This window comes from Nocardia salmonicida, from assembly GCF_036142455.1.
Taxonomy (GTDB): domain Bacteria; phylum Actinomycetota; class Actinomycetes; order Mycobacteriales; family Mycobacteriaceae; genus Nocardia; species Nocardia salmonicida.
Map to the genome: position 1 here is coordinate 5372142 of NZ_CP108014.1, position 22105 is coordinate 5394246.

The 22105-nt window shown below is 65.0% G+C and carries 18 protein-coding genes and 1 tRNA gene; 5 read left to right on the top strand and 14 right to left on the bottom strand.

The features are described from left to right. Positions 1-41: 41 nt before the first annotated feature. Positions 42-1052 carry an aldo/keto reductase gene (locus tag OHS03_RS25055; RefSeq protein ID WP_328657485.1) on the top strand — a complete coding sequence of 337 codons (1011 nt, stop codon included), beginning with the start codon at positions 42-44 and terminating at the stop codon, positions 1050-1052. Between the two features lie 80 nt (positions 1053-1132). Beyond that, positions 1133-1822 carry a hypothetical protein gene (locus OHS03_RS25060; protein WP_328657487.1) on the top strand — a complete coding sequence of 230 codons (690 nt, stop codon included), beginning with the start codon at positions 1133-1135 and terminating at the stop codon, positions 1820-1822. A 16-nt stretch (positions 1823-1838) separates the two neighbouring features. Here the strand turns inward: OHS03_RS25060 and OHS03_RS25065 are convergent, their stop codons facing one another. After that, on the bottom strand, positions 1839-2369 hold the full coding sequence (locus OHS03_RS25065; RefSeq protein WP_328657489.1) for a CGNR zinc finger domain-containing protein: 531 nt from the start codon (positions 2367-2369) through the stop codon (positions 1839-1841). Between the two features lie 38 nt (positions 2370-2407). On the opposite strand from OHS03_RS25065, the gene OHS03_RS25070 reads away from it, so the two are divergent. Then, positions 2408-3409, top strand: a complete 1002-nt coding sequence (locus OHS03_RS25070) for an EamA family transporter (protein WP_328657492.1) — start codon at positions 2408-2410, stop codon at positions 3407-3409. 18 nt (positions 3410-3427) lie between these two features. On the opposite strand, the gene cynS is transcribed toward OHS03_RS25070, so the two are convergent. Further along, positions 3428-3877 (bottom strand): cyanase, encoded by a 450-nt coding sequence (cynS, locus tag OHS03_RS25075; RefSeq protein ID WP_063004009.1) that lies wholly within the window; start codon positions 3875-3877, stop codon positions 3428-3430. A 159-nt stretch (positions 3878-4036) separates the two neighbouring features. Between cynS and OHS03_RS25080 the strand changes: the two genes are divergently transcribed. Next, positions 4037-4870: a formate/nitrite transporter family protein gene (locus OHS03_RS25080; RefSeq protein WP_328657494.1), complete on the top strand. Its 834-nt coding sequence runs from the start codon at positions 4037-4039 to the stop codon at positions 4868-4870. 26 nt (positions 4871-4896) lie between these two features. Here OHS03_RS25080 and OHS03_RS25085 read toward each other — a convergent pair whose 3' ends face one another. From OHS03_RS25085 to rplJ, 6 genes are all read right to left on the bottom strand, one after another. Further along, positions 4897-5244: a hypothetical protein gene (locus OHS03_RS25085; RefSeq protein ID WP_328657496.1), complete on the bottom strand. Its 348-nt coding sequence runs from the start codon at positions 5242-5244 to the stop codon at positions 4897-4899. Between the two features lie 94 nt (positions 5245-5338). Continuing rightward, positions 5339-9292 (bottom strand): DNA-directed RNA polymerase subunit beta', encoded by a 3954-nt coding sequence (locus OHS03_RS25090; protein ID WP_056814320.1) that lies wholly within the window; start codon positions 9290-9292, stop codon positions 5339-5341. A gap of 105 nt (positions 9293-9397) precedes the next feature. Then, positions 9398-12898 (bottom strand): DNA-directed RNA polymerase subunit beta, encoded by a 3501-nt coding sequence (gene rpoB / locus OHS03_RS25095; RefSeq protein ID WP_056814323.1) that lies wholly within the window; start codon positions 12896-12898, stop codon positions 9398-9400. Positions 12899-13455: 557 nt separating this feature from the next. Then, entirely contained in the window at positions 13456-14535 is a 1080-nt protein-coding gene (locus tag OHS03_RS25100; RefSeq protein WP_328657498.1) for an ABC transporter ATP-binding protein, read from the bottom strand. Positions 14536-14769: 234 nt separating this feature from the next. Continuing rightward, a complete protein-coding gene (gene rplL / locus OHS03_RS25105; protein ID WP_056814330.1) occupies positions 14770-15156 on the bottom strand; it encodes a 50S ribosomal protein L7/L12 in 387 nt (128 codons plus the stop codon). A gap of 62 nt (positions 15157-15218) precedes the next feature. Beyond that, on the bottom strand, positions 15219-15782 hold the full coding sequence (gene rplJ, locus OHS03_RS25110) for a 50S ribosomal protein L10 (RefSeq protein WP_062988862.1): 564 nt from the start codon (positions 15780-15782) through the stop codon (positions 15219-15221). 415 nt (positions 15783-16197) lie between these two features. Here rplJ and OHS03_RS25115 point away from each other — a divergent pair, with 415 nt between their 5' ends. Next, a complete protein-coding gene (locus OHS03_RS25115) occupies positions 16198-17808 on the top strand; it encodes an MFS transporter (protein WP_328657500.1) in 1611 nt (536 codons plus the stop codon). Positions 17809-17883: 75 nt separating this feature from the next. Here the strand turns inward: OHS03_RS25115 and rplA are convergent, their stop codons facing one another. The 6 genes from rplA to OHS03_RS25145 all read right to left on the bottom strand — a co-directional run bounded on the left by rplA (position 17884) and on the right by OHS03_RS25145 (position 21993). After that, positions 17884-18597: a 50S ribosomal protein L1 gene (gene rplA / locus OHS03_RS25120; protein ID WP_056814341.1), complete on the bottom strand. Its 714-nt coding sequence runs from the start codon at positions 18595-18597 to the stop codon at positions 17884-17886. 78 nt (positions 18598-18675) lie between these two features. Further along, the gene (rplK, locus tag OHS03_RS25125; RefSeq protein ID WP_056814343.1) at positions 18676-19110 is read right to left on the bottom strand and encodes a 50S ribosomal protein L11; all 435 of its coding nucleotides are present in this window, start codon (positions 19108-19110) and stop codon (positions 18676-18678) included. 216 nt (positions 19111-19326) lie between these two features. Further along, the gene (gene nusG / locus OHS03_RS25130) at positions 19327-20148 is read right to left on the bottom strand and encodes a transcription termination/antitermination protein NusG (protein WP_062988970.1); all 822 of its coding nucleotides are present in this window, start codon (positions 20146-20148) and stop codon (positions 19327-19329) included. Between the two features lie 107 nt (positions 20149-20255). After that, positions 20256-20624 carry a preprotein translocase subunit SecE gene (secE, locus tag OHS03_RS25135; RefSeq protein ID WP_062988858.1) on the bottom strand — a complete coding sequence of 123 codons (369 nt, stop codon included), beginning with the start codon at positions 20622-20624 and terminating at the stop codon, positions 20256-20258. Positions 20625-20655: 31 nt separating this feature from the next. Beyond that, positions 20656-20728, bottom strand: a tRNA-Trp gene (locus OHS03_RS25140). A 194-nt stretch (positions 20729-20922) separates the two neighbouring features. After that, on the bottom strand, positions 20923-21993 hold the full coding sequence (locus tag OHS03_RS25145; protein ID WP_328664392.1) for a fused (3R)-hydroxyacyl-ACP dehydratase subunits HadA/HadB: 1071 nt from the start codon (positions 21991-21993) through the stop codon (positions 20923-20925). Between the last annotated feature and the right edge of the window lie 112 nt (positions 21994-22105).

Genomic DNA, 22105 nt, shown 5'->3' on the forward strand with positions numbered 1-22105 from the left:
GATCTCTGCCGCGACCGGCGCTCGCGGCGCAGGCTCGAAGCATGACGAACTCACAGATCCCCACCGTCGTCCTCGGCGACACCGGCCCCCGCGTCAGCCGCATCGGCCTCGGCGCCATGGGTATGTCCGGGATGTACGGCGCTTCCGACGACCGTGAATCGATCGCGACCGTCCACGCCGCTATCGACGCGGGCATCAATCTCATCGACACCGGCGACTTCTACGGCGCCGGCCACAACGAAATGCTGATCGGCAAGGCCATCGCCGAACGCGCCCGCGAGGACCTGGTGCTCAGCGTGAAGTTCGGTGCGCTGCGCGGGCCGGGCGGAACCTGGGGCGGCTTCGATGGGCGTCCGGCCGCACTGCGCAACTTCCTCACCTACACACTGACTCGACTCGGTGTCGACCACATCGACATCTACCGGCCCGCGCGCCTGGATCCCGAGGTGCCGATCGAGGACACCGTCGGCGCCATCGGCGAACTCGTCGAGGCAGGATACGTGCGCCATATCGGACTCTCCGAGATCGGCGCCGATACGTTGCGACGGGCCGCTGCCGTGCATCCGATCACCGATCTGCAGATCGAGTACTCGCTCATCTCCCGCGGCATCGAAAAGGAAATCCTGCCGGTCGCAAGACAACTCGGCACCGGCATCACCGCCTACGGCGTGCTCTCGCGGGGGCTGCTCAGCGATACTTTCCGCAGTGGCGGCCCCTCGTCGGCGGGCGACTTCCGTGCCCACAGCCCGCGTTTCCAGGGCGAAAACCTCACTCGGAATCTGCGCTTGGTCGAGGCGTTGGCCGATATCGCTGCTACGAAACAGGTTTCGGTCGCCCAGCTGGCGATCGCCTGGGCACTGAGCCGTGGCACGGACATCGTGCCGGTGATCGGTGCGCGAACCCGGATGCGACTCGACGAGACGGTCGGGGCGCTCGCGATCTCGCTTACGCCCGACGAGTCAGCCGTGATCGAAGCAGCGGCTCCGGCCGATGCTGTCGCCGGCGAGCGGTACGCGGCCGAGCAGATGGCGATGCTGGACAGCGAACGCTGACTTTCGCCGGATCACCCGACGCGCGTTGCCGCCGGTCTCCGCTACCGTTGACGGCAGTAAGTCCGCACGGGTGGGTGGTGATGAGAGTGGTGTTCGACCCGCTGGCCGATATCGAACGCGCACTGGCCGAACAGGCCGGGTGGACGTGGTTCGACGACTACCTGCTGTACACGTGTGGGGTGGCCGATCTACTGGCGCGCGGTGAGGTGGCGCTGATCCCGCACACCGCGACGCGGGTGCGGATCGAGCCCGGTGAGGTCGGTCTGGCCGAGGGGCCGGTCAACTGGTACACGTGGCGGGCGACGGGCGACGGCAGCTTGCCTCGCAGCCGCAGCACCGTCGTCGGCCCGAACCCGGTTGTCGTGGCCGGGCAGCTGGGCAACGCCGTCGTGAACCGGACCCGGCGCACGCAGGCAGCAGCCGCCGCGCAACCGCGCTGGGTGGCGGAACGGGCAGGGTCGGTGATGATCTCGGACCGGCGGCTGCACCTGACCAACCCCGAGCGATCGTTCTCGCTGTACTGGTCGGCACTCGAGTCCATCGACCTCACCGCGCCGGATCGCGTCGGCTGCCGATTCCCCGACCGGGACGGGAAGTTGCAGCAGATACAGGTCCAAACTCCTTGGGCAGCATTACTTTTCGTCACAGCCGCCTTGCGGCATTTTCCGCATCATCCGCTGCTGAAGACCGGGACCTGGCTGCCCGCCGGATTCGAGGACAAGTGCCATCTGGCGGGTAAGAAGTGCCCGAAGGTGCGCACGCTGGGCTGAAACGACCAGCCGACCCTCAGCGTTGACGCGCGCGATAGGCAGCGACGGCGTTGCGATTACCGCATGCCGTACTGCAATAGCGACGGGAACGATTGCGGGACAGGTCGAGCACCAGCCCCGCGCAGTCGGCGTCGGCGCAGATCGAGAGGCGGCTCAGGTCGTCCGCGCGGATCAGGTCGATCATCGCCATCGCGGTTTCGACGGCGATGCGGACCGGGAGCGGGGCCTGCGGCGGGACTGCGTGCACGTGGTAGTCGACGTCGCCGTGGCGGACCAACTGCGGCACGGCGCGATGCTCGGCGAGGGTTTCGTTCACGAGCGTGACGGCGGCATCGCGGTCGCTGGTGAGCATCGCGCGTAGTGGCGCGCGCAGGGCCCGGACGGCGGCCAGTTCGGCGGGGTCGCCGGCGTGCACGCCCGTATAGACGTGTCGGTCGAAGAACTCGGCGAGCTGGGCTGTCTCGGTCAACGTGTCGGGATCTTCGGCGGAATTGACCAGTTCGACCGCCGCCAGCAGGGCCGCCTCGGTGTCATGAGCAAAAGCCACATTGACATATTACCGCAGGCTGCTTACCGTCATTAGTCATGGCGACCTTGACTCATGACAGTGCGATCCGGATGCGATCCGGGCTGCTGTTCGCGCTGGCGTCGGCCACCTCGTTCGGGCTGTCCGGTCCGCTCGCGCGCGGGTTGATGAACGCGGGGTGGAGTGCCGCCGCCGTTGTCGCCGCGCGCGTTCTGCTGGCCGGAGTGGTTCTGCTGCCGCTCGCACTGCCCCAGCTGCGCGGAAACTGGAAGTTACTGCGCGCCAACGCGAGTCTCATCGGCGCGTACGGACTGGTCGCCGTGGCGGGCACTCAGCTCGCCTACTTCAATGCCGTCGCGCACATGGAAGTCGGCGCCGCACTGCTGATCGAATACACCGCACCGATCGCCGTGGTGGGCTGGTTGTGGGTGCGCCACCGGCAACAGCCCGGCGCGGCCACGATCGCCGGCGCGGTTCTCGGCATCACCGGATTACTGCTCGTCCTCGATGTGGCCTCCGGCCTGTCGACCGACCCGATCGGCATCGCCTGGGCGCTGGCCGCGATGGTCGGCGCGGCGGCCTATTTCGTCCTCTCCGCCCAGGGCGGCGACCTCCCCGGCACCGTCCTGGCCTGTGGCGGTCTGCTGATCGGCGGCCTCATCCTGATCATGGCGGGCACCATCGGCATCGTCCCCCTGCACGCCACCACCCACCAGGTCGTCTTCGCCGACTTCACCACCCCCTGGTGGATCCCCATCCTCCTCATCGGCATAGTCACCGCCGCCATCGCCTACGTCACCGGCATCGCCGCCACCCGCCGCCTCGGCTCCCGCCTGGCCTCCTTCGTAGCCCTCACCGAAGTCCTCGCCGCCCTGATCTTCGCCTGGGCCCTCCTCGGCGAAGCCCCCCGCCCGATCCAATTACTCGGCGGCGCATTGATCCTCATCGGAGTCGTCGCCGTCCGCCTCGGCGAACCGACGACCTCCGCCCTCGGCGACCCCGAGACACCGGCAGACACCCCGACGGAGATCCCAGCGGCTCGGTCCGAGCAAGGATCCTGACCGATGACAGAGTGTGGCTCACCAGCGGTAGTCGAGGAATTTGCCGTCCAGAGTGATGACGACGCGGTCGCCGTCGGGGTGGGGGCGGCGGGCTATGTCGATGTTGAAGTTGATGGCGCTCATGATGCCGTCGCCGAATTCCTCGTGGATGAGTTCTTTGAGGGCGGGGCCGTAGACCGAGACGGCCTCGACGAGGCGGTAGACGGTGGGGTCGGCCAGTTGTGCCGGGTCGGCGCCGCGGGAGGGCTGTAGGCGCAGGCTTTCGGCGACGGTGTCGTCCAGGTCGAGCAGGGTGCAGACGGCGGCGGCCTGCTCTTCGGTCATCGGATGCTGGCCGAGCAGCGCCGCTGTCGTCCAGACCAGCGGCGCGCCGATCGATTCCGCGATGCCCGCCCACGTGAGCCCTTTGCGGATACGGGCGGCGACGACGAGGTCGGCGGCGGCGGACTTGCTCAGGATCGGCTCCATACGGGCTCCTAGGTCGGTGGGTCGCCGCTAGCCTGCCATTCGGAGCCGCTCACTCGCCATAGTGGAATACCGCTATTTACGCGGGCGCAACCTCGAGTGATCACGAGGCAATGTCGACAGCGAAAACTCCTGCGCTAGAGCCACTACGAAGGGGTTTTCATGTCCTATCTCACACCGGCGGACTTCGTCGAGAAGATGATCGACGCCGGCGAAGCCAAAGCGTTCATGTCCACCCGCGACACCGTGATCCGCGCTTACATGGCGGGCGCGATCCTCGCCCTCGCCGCCGCCTTCGCGGTGACGATCACCGTGAACACCGGCGAACCACTGCTCGGAGCCGTGCTCTTCCCGGTCGGGTTCTGCATGCTCTACCTGCTCGGATTCGATTTGCTCACCGGTGTTTTCACGCTGGTTCCACTGGCGTTGATCGACAAACGGCGCGGCGTCACCGTGGGCTCGATGTTGCGAAACTGGGGGCTGGTGTTCGTCGGCAACTTCGCCGGCGCGTTCACCGTGGCGGTGATGATGGCGATCATCCTCACCATGGGCTTCTCCGTCGACCCCAGCGTTGTCGGCGAAAAGCTCGGCGAGATCGGCGAATCCAGAACCCTCGGCTACGCCGAACACGGCGCCGCGGGCATGCTCACCTTGTTCATCCGCGCCGTGCTGTGCAACTGGATGGTCTCCACCGGCGTGGTCGCCGCGATGATGTCGACCTCGGTGTCGGGCAAGGTGATCGCGATGTGGATGCCCATCATGCTGTTCTTCTACATGGGCTTCGAACACTCCATCGTGAACATGTTCCTGTTCCCCTCCGGCCTGCTCCTCGGCGGCGACTTCTCGATCGGCGACTACCTGATCTGGAACGAAATCCCCACCGTCGTAGGCAATCTCGTAGGCGGGCTCACGTTCGTCGGCCTGACCCTCTACGCCACCCACGCCCGAACCGCCCCCTCCCGGCCTCGACCCGAGGCTGCCGAAGCAGAGGTCTGACCGATGTGCGATTCCTGCTCGCAGAGCTATCGAGTTTCGAGGTATTCCGCGGCCTCGATCGTGAGTGCGGTGCCGGGCATCTCGATCGTCAGCAGGGCCGTTTCAGCCGCCCAGGTGACACGCGCTTCGTGGGCCGGATAGGGGACGCTGTAGATCAACCCACGGTTGGATGAAGGGCCGACGAGGATCTCGTACTCGGTGTTCAACAGGCCCCACGTTGTGCGGTGGTACACGCAGTACTCGGCGTTGCGCTGTTGGCTGCAACCCAGCACGACCTCGGTCGACATCACGGTGGCCGCGACACGACAGGCCGTGAACACCATCGCGAGCACGCCGATCACCGCGAGCACACCGACGACGATCTGATACTTCACACGGCGACTGTACGCAGACTCCGAGGGGACCACACACACGAAAACGGCCCCCGCCCTGATGGGCGGGGGCCGAAATCTATTGCCTACCTACGGACTAGCGGTAGTCGCTGAAGCCGTAGTCGTCCAGCGGCACCGCTGCGCCGGTGGAGGAGCCGAAGCTGTCCGGGGAGTAGTAGGTGTCGTCGTAGGACGGCACCGCGTACGCCGCGGCACGGGCTTCTTCGGTCGGCTGCACCTGGATGTTGCGGTAACGGTTGATACCGGTACCGGCCGGGATGAGCTTACCGATGATCACGTTCTCCTTCAGGCCGATCAGCTTGTCGGAGCGGCAGTTGATCGCCGCATCCGTCAGCACTCGGGTGGTCTCCTGGAAGGAAGCCGCCGACAGCCACGAATCGGTGGCCAGCGACGCCTTGGTGATACCCATCAGCACGGGACGGCCCGAGGCCGGCTCGCGGCCTTCGGCCACCACGCGACGGTTCGAGTTCTCGAACTCGGCACGCTCGGTGAGCGAGCCGGGCAGGAACTCGGTCGCACCCGAATCGATGATCGTCACACGACGCAACATCTGGCGAACGATGACCTCGATGTGCTTGTCGTGGATCGACACACCCTGCGAGCGGTAGACCTCCTGGACCTCGTGGACCAGGTGGACCTGCACCTGACGGGGACCCATCACGCGCAGCACCTCGTGCGGATCGGCAGCGCCCTCGAGCAGCTGCTGACCCACCTCCACGTGGTCACCGTCGGCCAGCAGACGCTCGGAGCCGTCGTCGTGCTTGAACACCCGCAGACGCTGACGCTTCGAGAGCTTGTCGTAGACAACTTCCTCGGACCCGTCATCAGGGATGATCGTGATCTTGTAGAAGCGGTCGTCGTCCTCGAGACGCACCCGACCCGAGACCTCCGCGATCGGCGCCTTGCCCTTGGGGACACGGGCCTCGAAGAGCTCCTGAACACGCGGCAGACCACCGGTGATGTCGTCGCCCGCGACGCCACCCTGGTGGAAGGTACGCATGGTCAGCTGGGTACCGGGCTCACCGATGGACTGGGCCGCGACGATGCCGACGGCCTCGCCGATATCGACCAGCTTGCCGGTGGCCATCGAACGGCCGTAGCAGGTGGCGCAGACGCCGGTGCCGGTGGTGCAGGTCAGCACGGAGCGGACCTTCACCTCGGTGATACCGGCCTCGAGCAGCGCCTCCAGCGCGGGGTCGCCGAGGTCGGCGCCCTTCGCCACGATGACGTTGCCCTTGGCATCGACCGCGTCGGACGCCAGGGTCCGAGCGAAGGTCGAGGTCTCGACGTGCGCGTCACGGATGATCGTGCCGTCGGCCAGCTTCTCCGCGATCGGCACCAGGATGCCGCGCTCGGTGCCACAGTCCTCTTCGCGGACGATGACGTCCTGCGACACGTCGACCAGACGACGGGTCAGGTAACCCGAGTCGGCGGTACGAAGCGCCGTGTCGGCCAGACCCTTACGAGCACCGTGGGTGTTGATGAAGTACTCGAGCACGGTCAGGCCCTCACGGAACGAGGACTTGATCGGGCGCGGGATGAACTCACCCTTCGGGTTCGTCACCAGGCCCTTCATACCCGCGAGGGTACGAGTCTGGGTGAAGTTACCCGTGGCGCCGGAGTCGACGATCGTGATGATCGGGTTGTCCGGCGGGTAGTGGGTCCGCAGCGCGGCGCCCACTTCCTCGGTGGCTTCCTGCCAGATCTTGACCAGAGCGTTGTTGCGCTCGGCGTGATCGAGCGCACCACGCTGGTACTTCTTCTCGATCAGGTCCGCCATGGCCTCATAGCGTTCCATGATCTCGGGCTTCTCCGGCGGAACGAGCACGTCCGACATGGAGACGGTGACACCCGAACGCGTGGCCCAGTAGAAGCCGGCGTCCTTGAGCTTGTCGACGGTCTGCGCGACGACGATCATCGGGTAGCGCTCGGCCAGATCGTTGATGATCGTGGCCTGACGCTTCTTCGGCATCGGCTCGTTGATGAACGCGTAGTCCGCCGGAAGCAGATCGTTGAAGATCACGCGACCCAGCGTGGTCTCGGCCAGCCAGGCCTCGCCGCGCTTCCAGCCGTCCGGGAACAGCTCGGTCTCGACATCGCGTGGCGGGCGCTGCTCGGTCAGCCGCACCTTGATGGTGGACCGCACGGTCAGCTCGCCACGATCGACGGCCATCTGGGCCTCGGCGGGCGAGGAGTACACGCCGTACTCCGGCTCGTCGGTGGCCGCGGCGCGGTAGGTGCCCGCACCGTCCTCGTCGAGACGGGTCAGGTAGAACAGGCCCGTCACCATGTCCAGACGCGGCATCGCCAGTGGGCGACCCGACGCCGGGGACAGGATGTTGTTCGACGACAGCATCAGGATGCGTGCCTCGGCCTGCGCCTCCGCGGACAGCGGAAGGTGCACGGCCATCTGGTCACCGTCGAAGTCGGCGTTGAACGCCTCACAGACGAGCGGGTGCAGCTGGATGGCCTTGCCTTCGACCAGCTGAGGCTCGAAGGCCTGGATGCCGAGGCGGTGCAGGGTGGGCGCGCGGTTCAGCATCACCGGGTGCTCGGCGATGACCTCTTCGAGGACATCCCACACCTGGGCACGCTGACGCTCGACCATCCGCTTGGCGGACTTGATGTTCTGCGCGTGGTTGAGATCGACCAGACGCTTCATGACGAACGGCTTGAACAGCTCGAGCGCCATCAGCTTCGGCAGACCACACTGGTGCAGCTTCAGCTGAGGACCGACGACGATGACCGAACGGCCCGAGTAGTCGACGCGCTTGCCGAGCAGGTTCTGACGGAAACGACCCTGCTTGCCCTTGAGCAGATCGCTCAGCGACTTCAGCGGGCGGTTACCCGGTCCGGTGACCGGACGGCCACGACGGCCGTTGTCGAACAGTGCGTCGACCGACTCCTGCAGCATCCGCTTCTCGTTGTTGACGATGATCTCGGGCGCACCCAGATCGATCAGTCGCTTGAGGCGGTTGTTGCGGTTGATCACGCGGCGGTACAGGTCGTTCAGGTCGGAGGTGGCGAAACGGCCACCGTCGAGCTGAACCATCGGACGCAGCTCCGGCGGGATCACCGGGACAGCGTCGAGCACCATGCCCATGGGCGAGTTGCCGTTGGTCTGGAAGGCCGCGACGACCTTCAGACGCTTGAGCGCACGCAGCTTCTTCTGGCCCTTGCCCGAGCGAATGGTCTCGCGCAGCTTCTCGGCCTCGGCGTTGATGTCGAAGTTCTCCATCAGCTTCTGGATGGACTCCGCACCCATGGCGCCGGTGAAGTACTCGCCGTAGCGATCGACGAGCTCGCGGTAGAGCACCTCGTCGACGATGAGCTGCTGAACCGACAGCTTGGTGAAGGTGGTCCAGATCTCGTCGAGACGATCCAGCTCACGCTGCGAGCGGTCGCGCAGCTGACGCATCTCGCGCTCGCCGCCGTCCTTGACCTTGCGACGCACGTCGGACTTGGCGCCCTCGGCTTCCAGCTCGGCCAGGTCGGCCTCGAGCTTCTGCGCACGGGCCTCCAGGTCGGCGTCGCGCTGATCGGCGACCGACTTCTTCTCGACCTCCATCTCGGCTTCGAGCGTGGAGAGCTCGTTGTGACGCAGCTCCTCGTCGACACCGACGATGACGTAGGCGGCGAAGTAGATGATCTTCTCGAGATCCTTCGGCGCCAGGTCGAGCAGGTAACCCAAGCGCGACGGAACGCCCTTGAAGTACCAGATATGAGTAACGGGAGCAGCCAGCTCGATGTGGCCCATCCGCTCACGACGCACCTTGGCGCGAGTTACCTCGACGCCACAGCGCTCACAGATGATGCCCTTGAAGCGGACACGCTTGTACTTGCCGCAGTAGCACTCCCAGTCCCGGGTGGGACCGAAGATCTTCTCGCAGAAGAGCCCGTCCTTCTCCGGCTTGAGCGTGCGGTAGTTGATGGTCTCCGGCTTCTTCACCTCGCCGAAAGACCACTGGCGGATGTCATCGGCGGAGGCAAGGCCGATCCGGAGTTCATCGAAGAAGTTGACGTCTAGCACGTAACTTCCTTTCCCCTATTCGGGTCGAATTCGAGCAAAAGTTCACTAGTTGTCGAGCGCGGTGCGCGGTGCGGTCGCTTCCACAGCGACCGCACCGCTAACCACCTAGTTCGCCAGATCGTCGATGGTTGCTGCTTCGTTCCTGGACAGGTTGATGCCCAGGTTCGCCGCAGCGCGCTCCAGATCCTCGTCCTCGCCGCCACCCATCTCGATCGCGGCGCCGTCCGAAGACAGCACCTCGACGTTGAGGCACAGCGACTGGAGTTCCTTGAGGAGCACCTTGAACGACTCCGGAATGCCCGGCTCCGGAATGTTCTCGCCCTTGACGATGGCCTCGTAGACCTTCACGCGACCGACCACGTCGTCGGACTTGATGGTCAGGAGTTCCTGCAGCGTGTACGCCGCGCCGTAGGCCTGCATGGCCCAGCACTCCATCTCACCGAATCGCTGACCACCGAACTGCGCCTTACCACCCAGCGGCTGCTGCGTGATCATCGAGTACGGACCGGTCGAACGGGCGTGGATCTTGTCGTCGACCAGGTGGTGCAGCTTCAGGATGTACATGTAGCCGACTGCGACCGGGTACGGGAACGGCTCGCCGGAGCGACCGTCGAACAGGGTCGACTTGCCGTTCTCGTCGACCATGCGCTCGCCGTCACGGTTGGGCAGCGTCGACGCGAGCAGGCCGGTCAGCTCGTCATCCTTGGCACCGTCGAAGACGGGCGTGGCGATGTTCGAGTCGGCAGGCGCGGCCAGCATCTCCTCGGGCAGCGTGGCCGCCCAATCGGGACGAGTACCGTCCGTGGCCACGTCGATATTCCAGCCGGCCTTACCGATCCACCCGAGATGGGTTTCCAGGATCTGGCCGATGTTCATACGACGGGGCACACCGTGGGTGTTCAGGATGATGTCGACCGGCGTGCCGTCGGGCATGAACGGCATGTCCTCGATGGGGAGGATCTTGCCGATGACGCCCTTGTTGCCGTGGCGACCGGCGAGCTTGTCGCCGTCCTGGATCTTGCGCTTCTGGGCCACGTAGACGCGGACCAGCTCGTTGACACCGGGAGGCAGATCGTCGTCGTCCTCGCGCGAGAACACGCGAATGCCGATGACCTTGCCGGACTCACCGTGGGGCACCTTCAGCGAGGTGTCGCGCACTTCGCGAGCCTTCTCACCGAAGATGGCACGCAGCAGACGCTCTTCCGGGGTGAGCTCGGTCTCGCCCTTGGGCGTGACCTTGCCGACCAGGATGTCGCCGTCGCGAACCTCGGCACCGATGCGGATGATGCCGCGCTCGTCGAGGTCGGCGAGGACCTCGTCGGAGACGTTCGGGATGTCCCGAGTGATCTCCTCGGCACCGAGCTTGGTGTCGCGAGCATCGATCTCGTGCTCTTCGATGTGGATCGAGGTGAGAACGTCCTCTTCCACGAGGCGCTGCGACAGGATGATCGCGTCCTCGTAGTTGTGGCCTTCCCACGGCATGATCGCGACGAGCAAGTTCTTGCCCAGCGCCATCTCACCGTTCTCGGTGCAGGGGCCGTCCGCGAGGACCTGCCCCTTCTCCACCCGATCGCCCTCGTCCACGATCGGACGCTGGTTCGAGCAGGTGCCCTGGTTCGACCGGTTGAACTTGCGCATCCGGTAGGACTTGCGGCTGCCGTCGTCGGCCATCACGGTGACGTAATCGGCCGAGACCTCTTCGACCACACCGGGCTTCTCGTTCACGACGACGTCACCGGCGTCGACGGCTGCGCGCAGCTCCATGCCGGTACCCACGATCGGGGACTCGGAACGGATCAGCGGCACGGCCTGACGCTGCATGTTCGCACCCATGAGGGCACGGTTGGCATCGTCGTGCTCGAGGAACGGGATCATGGCCGTCGCGACCGACACCATCTGGCGCGGCGAGATGTCCATGAAGTCGACCTGAGCCGGCGTCACGAACTCGACCTCTTCGCCCGCACGGCGGACGAGGACCTTCTCCTCGAGGAAGCGACCTTCGGCGTCGACCGGGGAGTTGGCCTGCGCGCGAACGTAGCGGTCTTCCTCGTCGGCGGTCAGGTACTTGACCTCGTCGGTGACCTTGCCGTCGACAACCTTCTGGTACGGCGTCTCGATGAAGCCGAACGGGTTGACCCGCGCGTACACCGACAGCGAACCGATCAGGCCGATGTTCGGGCCTTCCGGGGTCTCGATCGGGCACATGCGGCCGTAGTGCGACGGGTGGACGTCACGAACTTCCAGACCGGCACGCTCACGGGACAGACCACCGGGGCCCAGCGCCGACAGGCGGCGCTTGTGGGTCAGACCCGACAGCGGGTTGTTCTGGTCCATGAACTGCGACAGCTGCGAAGTTCCGAAGAACTCCTTGATCGCCGCGACGACCGGACGGATGTTGATCAGGGTCTGCGGCGTGATCGCCTCGACGTCCTGAGTCGTCATCCGCTCACGAACGACACGCTCCATGCGGGACAGGCCCACGCGGATCTGGTTCTGGATGAGCTCACCGACGGTGCGCAGACGACGGTTACCGAAGTGGTCGATGTCGTCGATCTCGACGGGGACCTCTTCACCGCCGGGGGCGGTCATCGTGCGGTCACCGGCGTGCAGACGCACCAGGTACTCGATGGTGTCGACGATGTCTTCCTTGGTGAGAACCGAGGAGGTCACCGGCTCGTGCACGTGGATGCCGAGCTTCTTGTTGATCTTGTAACGACCGACGCGGGCCAGGTCGTAGCGCTTCTCCTTGAAGAACAGGTTCTCCAGCAGAGTCTGCGCGGACTCCTTGGTCGGCGGCTCGCCCGGACGCAGCTTGCGATAGATGTCGAGCAGCGCCTCGTCCTGGCCGGGCGTGCTGTCCTTCTCCAGGGTGGACATCATGATCTCGGAGAAGCCGAAACGCTCGACGATCTCCTCGGTCGTCCAACCCAGCGCCTTGAGCAGCACGGTAACCGGCTGACGACGCTTGCGGTCGATACGGACACCGACGGTGTCGCGCTTGTCGACGTCGAACTCCAGCCACGCGCCGCGCGACGGAATCACGCGCACGCTGTGCAGGTCCTTCTCGGTGGTCTTGTCGATGTTGTGATCGAAGTAGACGCCCGGGGAACGGACCAGCTGGGAGACGACGACACGCTCGGTGCCGTTGATGATGAAGGTGCCCTTGTCGGTCATCATGGGGAAATCGCCCATGAACACCGTCTGGCTCTTGATCTCGCCGGTGTTGTTGTTGATGAACTCCGCGGTGACGAACAACGGCGCCGCGTAGGTCATGTCCTTCTCTTTGCACTCGTCGATGGAGGCCTTGACCTCTTCGAAGCGCGGATCAGAGAACGACAGGGACATGGACCCGGAGAAGTCCTCGATCGGAGAGAGCTCTTCGAGCACCTCCTCGAGGCCGCCTGCGAGACCGACGTCGCCGCGAGCGGCTGCCTTCTCGCGCCAGTCGGGAGTACCGACCAACCAGGCGAACGAGTCCGTTTGTAGGTCGAGAAGTCCGGGCACCTCCAAGGGCTCTCGGATCTTCGCGAACGAAACCCTCAACGGGGCTCCGGGGATACCAGCCTTGGTCTGGGTGGAGACTGCCAAGATGCGTCCTTCCAGCACCTCACGCGCGTCGCGTGGTGGTCCGCGACCGTCGCTTGTCTGCTACGAATTCCGCTGGTTACAGCCCGAACGAAACCAGAACAAGCAGCAGCGGAAGTAACACCGGAAGGGTGGAACTTTCGAGTGCGAATCAAGGTGTGGACAGGAGGCAGCCAGCGCAACGTCCAAACTTACACCCCTAGACAAGGGAGTGTCAACATACCATCCGTGTGACCGCTCGCACGGATAACGCGCCGAAGCCCCGGAACGCTGGCCGCGTCGGGTTCCCTCGGCGCCGGGCCAACTATCAGCTGGCCGCTGGTGCCCCTTAACAGCTTGTACTGCTGTAGATAGGGTGACGGTTCCCGCGCGCCTCGTCAAGTGCCGCGGGACGGTCTGTTCGCGAAGTGAGATCGCCTGGGCCGCTGGACTTCCCCGGCCTCGAACCGCGGCTATTTTACCCGCGACACGCCGTGTGCGCCAACCGGCGGGGCGGCCGGTCAGCGGCTGTTTTCCGGCCCGTAACGCAAATGAGCCCCGGCCGTGGGGCCGGGGCTCACTCAGGACGTGAAAGTCGCTCAGCTGTTGAGCTGGCCGTGCGGAACGGTCTTGAACGTTTCGGTGGGCTGATCGTTGCCGCCGTAGGCCGCCATCACCTGAGTGTCATCGGAGGAATCCAGCGACTCGCGGATCGCCACCTGTGCCGCGTGCGGCAGGGTGTGGATGATCTCGCGCACGCGCGCCTGCCGACGGAACACGGCCTGGCGAGCGGGCATACCGGGCTCGGCCTTCATCTGCGGGATGATGCCGTCGATCTCCTCGGCGCCACCGTGGTGGTGACCGGCGTCGACGAGCGCCTGCTCGCGCGCCATCTGCGCCTCGTCCTTCTCCTCCGACATGCCGATCGGACCGATCATGCGGCCGTTGAGGAACTGCTTGACCACCGGCTCCTCGCTGGTGAGCAGCACCTCGCGGGGGCCGAACATCACCAGGTTGCGGCGGAAGAGCATGCCGATGTTGTCCGGCACGGTACGGGCCAGGTTGATGTTGTGGGTCACGATCAGGATCGTGGCGTCGATCTGCGCGTTGATGTTGAGCAGCAGCTGCGCCAGGTACGAGGTACGCACCGGGTCCAGACCCGAGTCGGGCTCGTCGACGAGGATGATCTGCGGGTCGAGGACCAGCGCGCGGGCCAGACCGGCGCGCTTGCGCATACCGCCGGAGATCTCGCCGGGGAGTTTGCCCTCGGCGCCGAGCAGACCGGTCAGCTCGAGCTTCTCCATGACGACACGGCGGATCTCGGATTCCGACTTCTTCGTGTGCTCACGAAGCGGGAAAGCGATGTTGTCGTACAAGTTCATCGAGCCGAACAGCGCGCCGTCCTGGAAAAGGACGCCGAACAGTTTGCGGATCTCGTAGAGCTCCTTGTTGGAGCACGTCATGATATCGGTGCCATCGATGAAGATGGACCCGCGCTCGGGTCGCAGCAGACCGATGAGCGACTTCAGGAACACCGACTTACCCGTACCCGAAGGTCCGAGCAACGCACTGACCTCACCCGAAGGGAGCGTGATCGACACGTCCTGCCAAATTCGCTGTGAACCGAAGGATTTGGTTACACCCTCGGTCCTGACCTCGACGCCCACTGCTACCTCCATTGATCCCTGCGAGCACCCCACCGGCGTTCCCGCGCGCTCACATCACGGCGGTGCGCTACGACTCTGTGGGTCCGGTCACTGTAACCCATCAGTGAGACGGGGCACACCCCTACATGACTGAAGAGTAACCTGGCGCGGTTCCTACGACCCGGATCACTTTCGCATGTCCGGACAAATAGCAAACGGGCGGCCCGGAAAGGACCGCCCGTTCACAACAACAGCACTGGTTCCGAATTACTTGACGGAAACCTTGGCGCCGGCCTCTTCGAGCTTCGCCTTGGCGGCCTCGGCGGCATCCTTGGCGACCTTCTCCAGGATCGGCTTCGGGGCGCCCTCGACCAGGTCCTTGGCTTCCTTCAGGCCCAGGCCCGAGACGATCTCACGGACCACCTTGATGACCTGGATCTTCTTGTCGCCGGCACCCTCGAGGATGACGTCGAACTCGTCCTGCTCTTCGGCGGCGTCGGCCGGCGCAGCAGCGCCACCGGCGGCGGCGACCGCGACGGGGGCAGCGGCGGTGACGTCGAAGGTCTCTTCGAAGACCTTGACGAACTCAGCGAGCTCGAGCAGGGTCAGCTCCTTGAAGGCGCCGATCAGTTCTTCGGTGCTCAGCTTTGCCATGGTGGTTCCTTTCGTGGTGTACCTCGCAGCGCATACGCACCCCGAGGCGGGTAATAGATGTCTTATTCGGCGTCAGCCGCGGGTGCTTCTTCGGCAGCAGGAGCGCCTTCGGCACTCGTGCGCTTCTCGAGCAGCGCCTGGGCGAGCCGGGCGACCTGCGAAGCGGGAGCCGCGAACAGGGCGGCAGCCTGCGAAGGCTTGGCCTTGAACGCACCGGCCAGCTTGGCCAGCAGCACCTCACGCGAATCGAGGTCAGCGATGCGCTCGACCTCGGACACGGACAGCGCGCGGCCGTCCATGTATCCGCCCTTGATGACCAGGGACTTGTTGTCCTTGGCGAACTGCTTGAGCGCCTTGGCGGCATCGACCGGCTCACCCTGGATGAAGGTGATAGCGGTCGGGCCGACGAACAGCTCGTCGAGACCCGCCACACCGGCTTCGCCGGCAGCGATCTTGACCAGGGTGTTCTTGGCGACGGAGTACGTGGCGTCGGCGCCGAGCGCACGACGCAGCTCGGTGAGCTTGCCGACCGACAGGCCACGGTATTCCGTGACAACAGTGGCCGTGGAGTTCTTGAACTGCTCCGCGATCTCCGCGACAGCGGTGACCTTTTCAGGTTTCGCCATACTTCGCCTCCTCTCTGATGTCGGTTTCGTTGGTGCACTACCGAATCAGGGGCCGGCGACAAAACGAACGCCCCGGACGCAAGGCGTACCGGGGCGCAAATAACTTCGGCCTCAGCTCTCCCTGCGTGGGTCGCCGGCAATGTCGCCGGACCTTCGATCGACACCGTGAAATTCGGCGTCAACGACCAACGGTCTTCGGTAGAACGAATGGGTGTGGTCTTCGACGATGTATGCACATCCCGCATGACCGTTGACCACTGTACCTGCACCTACCCCCATCTGCCAAAACGGGTCGGAAACCCTCGAATCGGGCCGAATTCATGTGTCCCAGCTCACATTCGACAGTCGAATGTGGCCGGAATCCCAGGGGAAAGGTGTTACGCGCGGTGACAGTAACCTGGTTCACTCCAATGCTATGGCAACCTCCATAGTCGCTCCACCAGTGCTGCTGGGCCGACGCCCGCAGCGATTCATCGCGCTAGTCGTCATCTGCCTGGCAGAACTGCTGGTAGTACTCGACAACACCATCGTCAACGTGGCGCTGCCGTCCATCGGCGTCCAACTCGCCACCGGCGTCTCCGGCCTGCAATGGATCGTCGACGCCTACACCCTGACCTTCGCCGGACTACTACTCGCCGCGGGCAACCTCGGCGACCGCTACGGGCGCCGTCGCATCATGATCGTCGGCCTCGTCGGCATCGCGGTGATGTCGGTCGGCGGCGCACTCGCCGATTCGATGACCCAGGTCATCGCCGCCCGCGCCGCGATGGGCATCTTCGCCGCGGCCGTCTTCCCCGCCACCCTCGCCCTGATCATCAACATCTTCACCGACCGTCGCGAACGCGCACTCGCCATCGCCGCCTGGACAGCCATGGCGGGCTTCGCCATCGCGATCGGGCCCATCTCCGGCGGCTGGCTACTCGAACACTTCAGTTGGCACTCGGTGTTCTGGATCAATGTGCCGGTGGCACTGATCGCCCTGATCGCGACCCTGATCTGGGTGCCGGAATCGCGCGCGGCGCAGGTCGGCAAGATCGACCTGGTCGGCATCGGCCTCTCGATCGCGGGCATCACGCTGGTGGTGTGGGCGATCATCGAGGCACCGCACAACGGCTGGCTCTCCCTCACCACGCTCGGCACCGCCACCCTCGGCGCCACCATGCTCGCCGGCTTCGTCACGTGGGAATTGCGCACCGCCGCACCGATTCTCGATATGCGACTGTTCCGCAATCGCCGATTCTCGTTGCCCGCCTTGGCCATCGCGATCGGCTACTTCTCGATGTTCGGATTCCTGTTCCTGATCACCCAGTATTTCCAGGGCGTGCGTGAATACACCCCGCTCGAATTCGGTATCGCCTCACTGCCGTTCGCCGTCTCGGTCGCGATCGGCGCACCGGTCGCGACGCTGCTCGCGCAACGGGTCGGCACCACCGCGGTACTGGTGATCGGCCTGCTGCTCATCGGCGCGGGTCTCTACCTGGGCGGACAGGTGACCGTCGACAGCAGCTACCTGATCGGCGTGCTGCCCTCGATGGTGCTGATGGCGTTGGGTCTCGGCATCGTGCAGGGACCGGCCACCGAGTCGATCATGTCCTCGTTGCCACTGGACGAGGCGGGCGCGGGCTCGGCCGTCAACGACACGACCCGCGAGATCGGCGGCACCCTCGGCGTCGCGGTGCTCGGGTCGATCGTGGCCTCGTACTACACCAGCCGGATCGGCGCCCGCATCGACGCGATTCCGATGGGAATCATGAACGACAACGAGAAGAGCCTGGTCAAGGCCAGTCCACTCAGCGTGCTGGAACTGCGTAAGCGCGAGCTCGCGCCGTTCTTCGAGACTCAACGCGAGAACTTGATCGTCGCCATGAAGACCGCGACGCTGCAGGGCGCGCATACTGCCTCGCTGGTCGCCACCGGCGCGGTGCTGGTGTGCGCGGTGATCGTGGCCGTCTTCCTGCCGTGGAAGCCGCAGAGCGGTGAGTCGGTGCTGCTCGGCTGGCGGGACAAGACTCCCGAACAGTCCTGACAAACGCCGCGAGGGTGGGAACGCAGTGCGTTCCCACCCTCGCGGTTGCTCTAGGAGCTAGCGGTCAGCCGAAGCTCACGCATCCTCGTCGAGGAGGTTGCGGGTGCGGTTCGGGTCCACCGGGATGCCCGGTCCGGTGTTCGTCGAAACCGTGATCTTCTTGACGTAGCGACCCTTGGCGGTCGACGGCTTCACACGCAGGATCTCGTCCAGCGCGGCGCCGTAGTTCTCCACCAGCTTGGCGTCGTCGAAGGACGCCTTGCCGATGACGAAGTGCAGGTTGGCCTGCTTGTCGACGCGGAAGTTGATCTTGCCGCCCTTGATCTCGTTGACGGCCTTGGTCACATCGTTGGTGACGGTGCCCGTCTTCGGGTTCGGCATCAGACCACGCGGGCCGAGGACACGCGCGATGCGGCCGACCTTGGCCATCTGATCCGGGGTGGCGATCGCGGCGTCGAAGTCGAGCCAGCCGCCCTGGATCCGCTCGATCAGGTCCTCGGCGCCCACGGCGTCGGCGCCCGCGGCCTCGGCCTCGGAAGCCTTCTCGCCCGCGGCGAACACGATGACGCGAGCGGTCTTACCGGTGCCGTGCGGCAGGTTGACGGTGCCACGGACCATCTGGTCGGCCTTGCGGGGATCCACGCCGAGACGGACGGCGACCTCGACGGTCGCGTCGGTCTTGGTGGTCGCGGTCTCCTTCGCCAGGCGCGTGGCGGCCAGCGGGGAGTACAGGTTGTCGCGATCGACCTTCTCAGCAGCGGCGAGGTACGCCTTGCTTCGTTTTGCCATGATTTTCTGTCCTTAGAGTTTCGGGTTCAGATGTGGTTGTCGGGCCTGGCCGGCCCTCCCACATGGAGCGAGATTCGCTCAGCCTTCGACGGTGATACCCATCGAACGCGCGGTACCGGCGATGATCTTCGCGGCCTGATCGATGTCAGTGGCGTTGAGATCCTCGGCCTTGGTCTTGGCGATCTCCCGGACCTGGTCCATGGTGACCTTGGCGACCTTGGTCTTGTGCGGCTCAGCGGAGCCCTTCTGCACACCGGCGGCCTTGAGCAGCAGACGAGCGGCAGGCGGGGTCTTCAGCTTGAAGTCGAACGACCGGTCCTCGTACACCGAGATCTCGACCGGAATGACGTTGCCACGCTGCGACTCGGTCGCGGCGTTGTACGCCTTGCAGAACTCCATGATGTTGACGCCGTGCTGACCGAGCGCGGGGCCGACCGGCGGTGCCGGGTTGGCTGCGCCGGCCTGGATCTGCAGCTTGATGATCCCGGCGAGCTTCTTCTTCTTGGGGGGCATCTTTCTTCCTTGGCTTTCTGGGGTTCGGTTCCTTACGGTTGCCGTAAGCCTCGTATCCGCGCACGACTAGGCCCCGACAGGTACTGCGGGGAAGTCAGAACACGAACCATCACACTCTACTTGACATAGGTCATGACCTAGCAATCGGGTGGCGACCAGCACAAACGCGAAACGGCACCGCCGATGAGCGGTGCCGTTTCGCGAAAGCGGTGAAACTCAGATCTTGGAGACCTGGGTGAAGTTCAGCTCGACCGGGGTCTCGCGACCGAAGATCGACACGAGCACCTTGAGCTTCTGCTGCTCGGCGTTGACCTCGGAGATCGACGCGGGCAGGGTCGCGAACGGGCCGTCCATGACGGTGACCGACTCGCCGACCTCGAAGTCGACCTCGATGGTGGGCTTGCCCGAAGCCGAGCTACCGGCATCCGAACCACCGGCGGCGGCCGCGGCGGCCTTCTTCTGCGCCTGCGCACCGGCCGGGACCAGGAACTTCACGACCTCGTTGATGGTCAGCGGGGTCGGCTTGGCGCCGGGGCCACCGCCGGTCATGCCGACGAAGCCGGTGACGCCGGGGGTGTTGCGAACCGCGCCCCACGACTCGTTGTTCAGTTCCATCCGGACCAGGATGTAGCCCGGCAGCACCTTGCGGTTGACGTTCTTCTTCTGGCCGTTCTTGATCTCGGTGACCTCTTCGGTCGGCACCTCGACCTGGAAGATGTAGTCCTCGAGCCCGAGGTTCTGCACACGGGTCTCGAGGTTGGTCTTGACCTTGTTCTCGTAGCCCGCGTAGGAGTGCACGACGTACCAGTCGCCGGGCACGCGGCGCAGCTTGGTCTTCATCGACTCGATCGGGTCGGCCTCGGGGTCATCCTCGGTGGCGACTTCTTCGATCACGGTTTCGTCGACGACAGCCTCTTCGGCAGCGGCTTCGTCGGTGTCGGCGAGCTCGGCGGCCTCGACCTCGTCGGTGGCGTTTTCCGCCACGACAGTGTCGTCAACCGGGAACTCGTCGTTGGTGTCGTTCTCCGGGGTGCTCACTGAGGCACTCGCTTCCTGTGTCGTCACGTACATCCTCTGGGTCGGGCGCGCGGAGGCACACTCCGCCGTTCCGGCCCGCGATCGGCTACCGGCGTGGGTGTCGGCGATCAGCCGAACAGCCAGTCGACACCCTTGACGAACGCTACGTCGATCCCGGCGATGAACGCGACCATGAAGACCACGAACACCAGAACGACGGTCGTATAGGTGACCATCTGCTTCCGGTTGGGCCAGATCACCTTGCGCAGTTCCGCGATGACCTCTCGCAGGAACTTGAGCAGCCGCTTGAACGGGTTGCCCGTGCCGGCAGACTTATCTGCCTTCCGCGATGCCGACGGCCGATCCAGCGTGGCCACCGAGCCGTTGTCTGCCGGAGCATCCGACGCGCGCACACGACGAGCAGACCGCTTGCCACTCGGTCGAGTGGCAGCGGCGGTGTCCTCGCCGTCTTCGCGAGTATCCCGCTCGTCGCTCACGTCGATCCTCTCTCGTCGCTGGCATTCAGGGCAGGGGCGACAGGACTTGAACCTGCAACCTGCGGTTTTGGAGACCGCTGCTCTGCCAATTGAGCTACGCCCCTTCGGTTGGACCAGCCTGAGCTGTAGTGCCCAACCACATTCGATATTCGGTTGTCTCCAGTGTCACACAACACGCGCGCCGCTTCCATGAGGGGTTAACCCCTCGGGAAGATCAGCGCGCAGCACCTCATGACCCCAGAGACCCGACTATACGTCACCGCGCGCGGTTATCGCCAATCCGGGACACTCGACCAGGTCAGGACAGCTGAACGGTTGCCGTGGCGCGACCGAAGATCTTTTTGCCCGCCGATTTCGCCGTGATGGCGACCACGGCGGTGCGGGTCTGCGGGTCGACCGATTTCACCTTGCCGGTGTATTCGACCTCGGCCGGGACGTCGGAACCGACATAGACCGGGCTGGTGAAGCGGACGTTGTATTCCTTCACCGCACCGGGATCGCCCAGCCACGAGGTGACGAAACCGCCGCCGAGACCCATCGTGAGCATGCCGTGCGCGACCACGTTGTCCAGGCCGACCAGCTTCACGACCTCGTCGCTCCAGTGGATCGGGTTGGCGTCGCCGGACACGCCCGCGTAGTTGACGAGGTCGCCACGGGTGAGCCGCGCCACGCGCGGGGGCAGCTCGTCGCCGACCGACACGCTGTCGAAGGACAGGGCGTGCACGCTGACCGTCGGCTCCGGCTGCTTGGTGACCGGGTCGACGGCGCTGCCGACGGAAAGCTCGGACGGTGCGTGGTGGGTGGGCTCCTCGTCGCCGAGGCCGTGCATGAGCACATTGCGCACCGCGTCCGACATCCGTGGGTCGATGTCACCGCCGCTGCGGCCGATCAGGGTGGTGTAGGTGGTGAGCACCAACTCGTCGTCCTGGGCGGTGACGATGTTCTTGGTCACGATGATGTCGCCGCCGAAAGCCTGGCGGAAAGAATGCAGATACACATCACAGGTCAACTGGTCGCCGACCCTGATCGGGCGGTGAAACTCCAGGATCTGGTCGGTCTGCATGATCTGACTCAGGTCGTACCCGGTCACGATCTGTTCGAACAGTTTGCGCTGGGCGAGGATGCCGACCAGGGAGATGAAGGTGAGCGGGGCGACCAGGCCCTGGTGGCCGTACTCGCGCGCGATGTCCTCTTCCCAGTGCACCGGGTGATAGTCCTGCACCGCACGGGCGTATTCGCGCACCTTCTCGCGGCCGACCTCGTAGTAGTCGTCGACGCGATAGTGGTGGCCGACCATCGACGCCGCGTGGGCGGCGGGATCGAATTCGGCGGCTGCGGCAGGGACCGCTTCGTGAGTTCCGGTGTTCACTGTCACAACGTGGACCTTACTCACCTGTAAGACAGCACCGAAGTCGACCGGTGCAAAACGTGACCTGTCCGAGTAGTGTATCGGCCCCGAACTTCGCATGAACTTACCGGGA

Bases quoted from the DNA above. Each gene is read 5' to 3' on its own strand.
- rplA (WP_056814341.1), bottom strand. From the start codon at position 18,597: ATGGCAAAACGAAGCAAGGCGTACCTCGCCGCTGCTGAGAAGGTCGAT.
- OHS03_RS25060 (WP_328657487.1), top strand. From the start codon at position 1,133: ATGAGAGTGGTGTTCGACCCGCTGGCCGATATCGAACGCGCACTGGCC.
- rplK (WP_056814343.1), bottom strand. From the start codon at position 19,110: ATGCCCCCCAAGAAGAAGAAGCTCGCCGGGATCATCAAGCTGCAGATC.
- OHS03_RS25080 (WP_328657494.1), top strand. From the start codon at position 4,037: ATGTCCTATCTCACACCGGCGGACTTCGTCGAGAAGATGATCGACGCC.
- OHS03_RS25055 (WP_328657485.1), top strand. From the start codon at position 42: ATGACGAACTCACAGATCCCCACCGTCGTCCTCGGCGACACCGGCCCC.
- rplL (WP_056814330.1), bottom strand. From the start codon at position 15,156: ATGGCAAAGCTGAGCACCGAAGAACTGATCGGCGCCTTCAAGGAGCTG.
- OHS03_RS25115 (WP_328657500.1), top strand. From the start codon at position 16,198: ATGGCAACCTCCATAGTCGCTCCACCAGTGCTGCTGGGCCGACGCCCG.
- OHS03_RS25070 (WP_328657492.1), top strand. From the start codon at position 2,408: ATGGCGACCTTGACTCATGACAGTGCGATCCGGATGCGATCCGGGCTG.
- rplJ (WP_062988862.1), bottom strand. From the start codon at position 15,782: ATGGCGAAACCTGAAAAGGTCACCGCTGTCGCGGAGATCGCGGAGCAG.
- cynS (WP_063004009.1), bottom strand. From the start codon at position 3,877: ATGGAGCCGATCCTGAGCAAGTCCGCCGCCGCCGACCTCGTCGTCGCC.
- OHS03_RS25100 (WP_328657498.1), bottom strand. From the start codon at position 14,535: ATGGAGGTAGCAGTGGGCGTCGAGGTCAGGACCGAGGGTGTAACCAAA.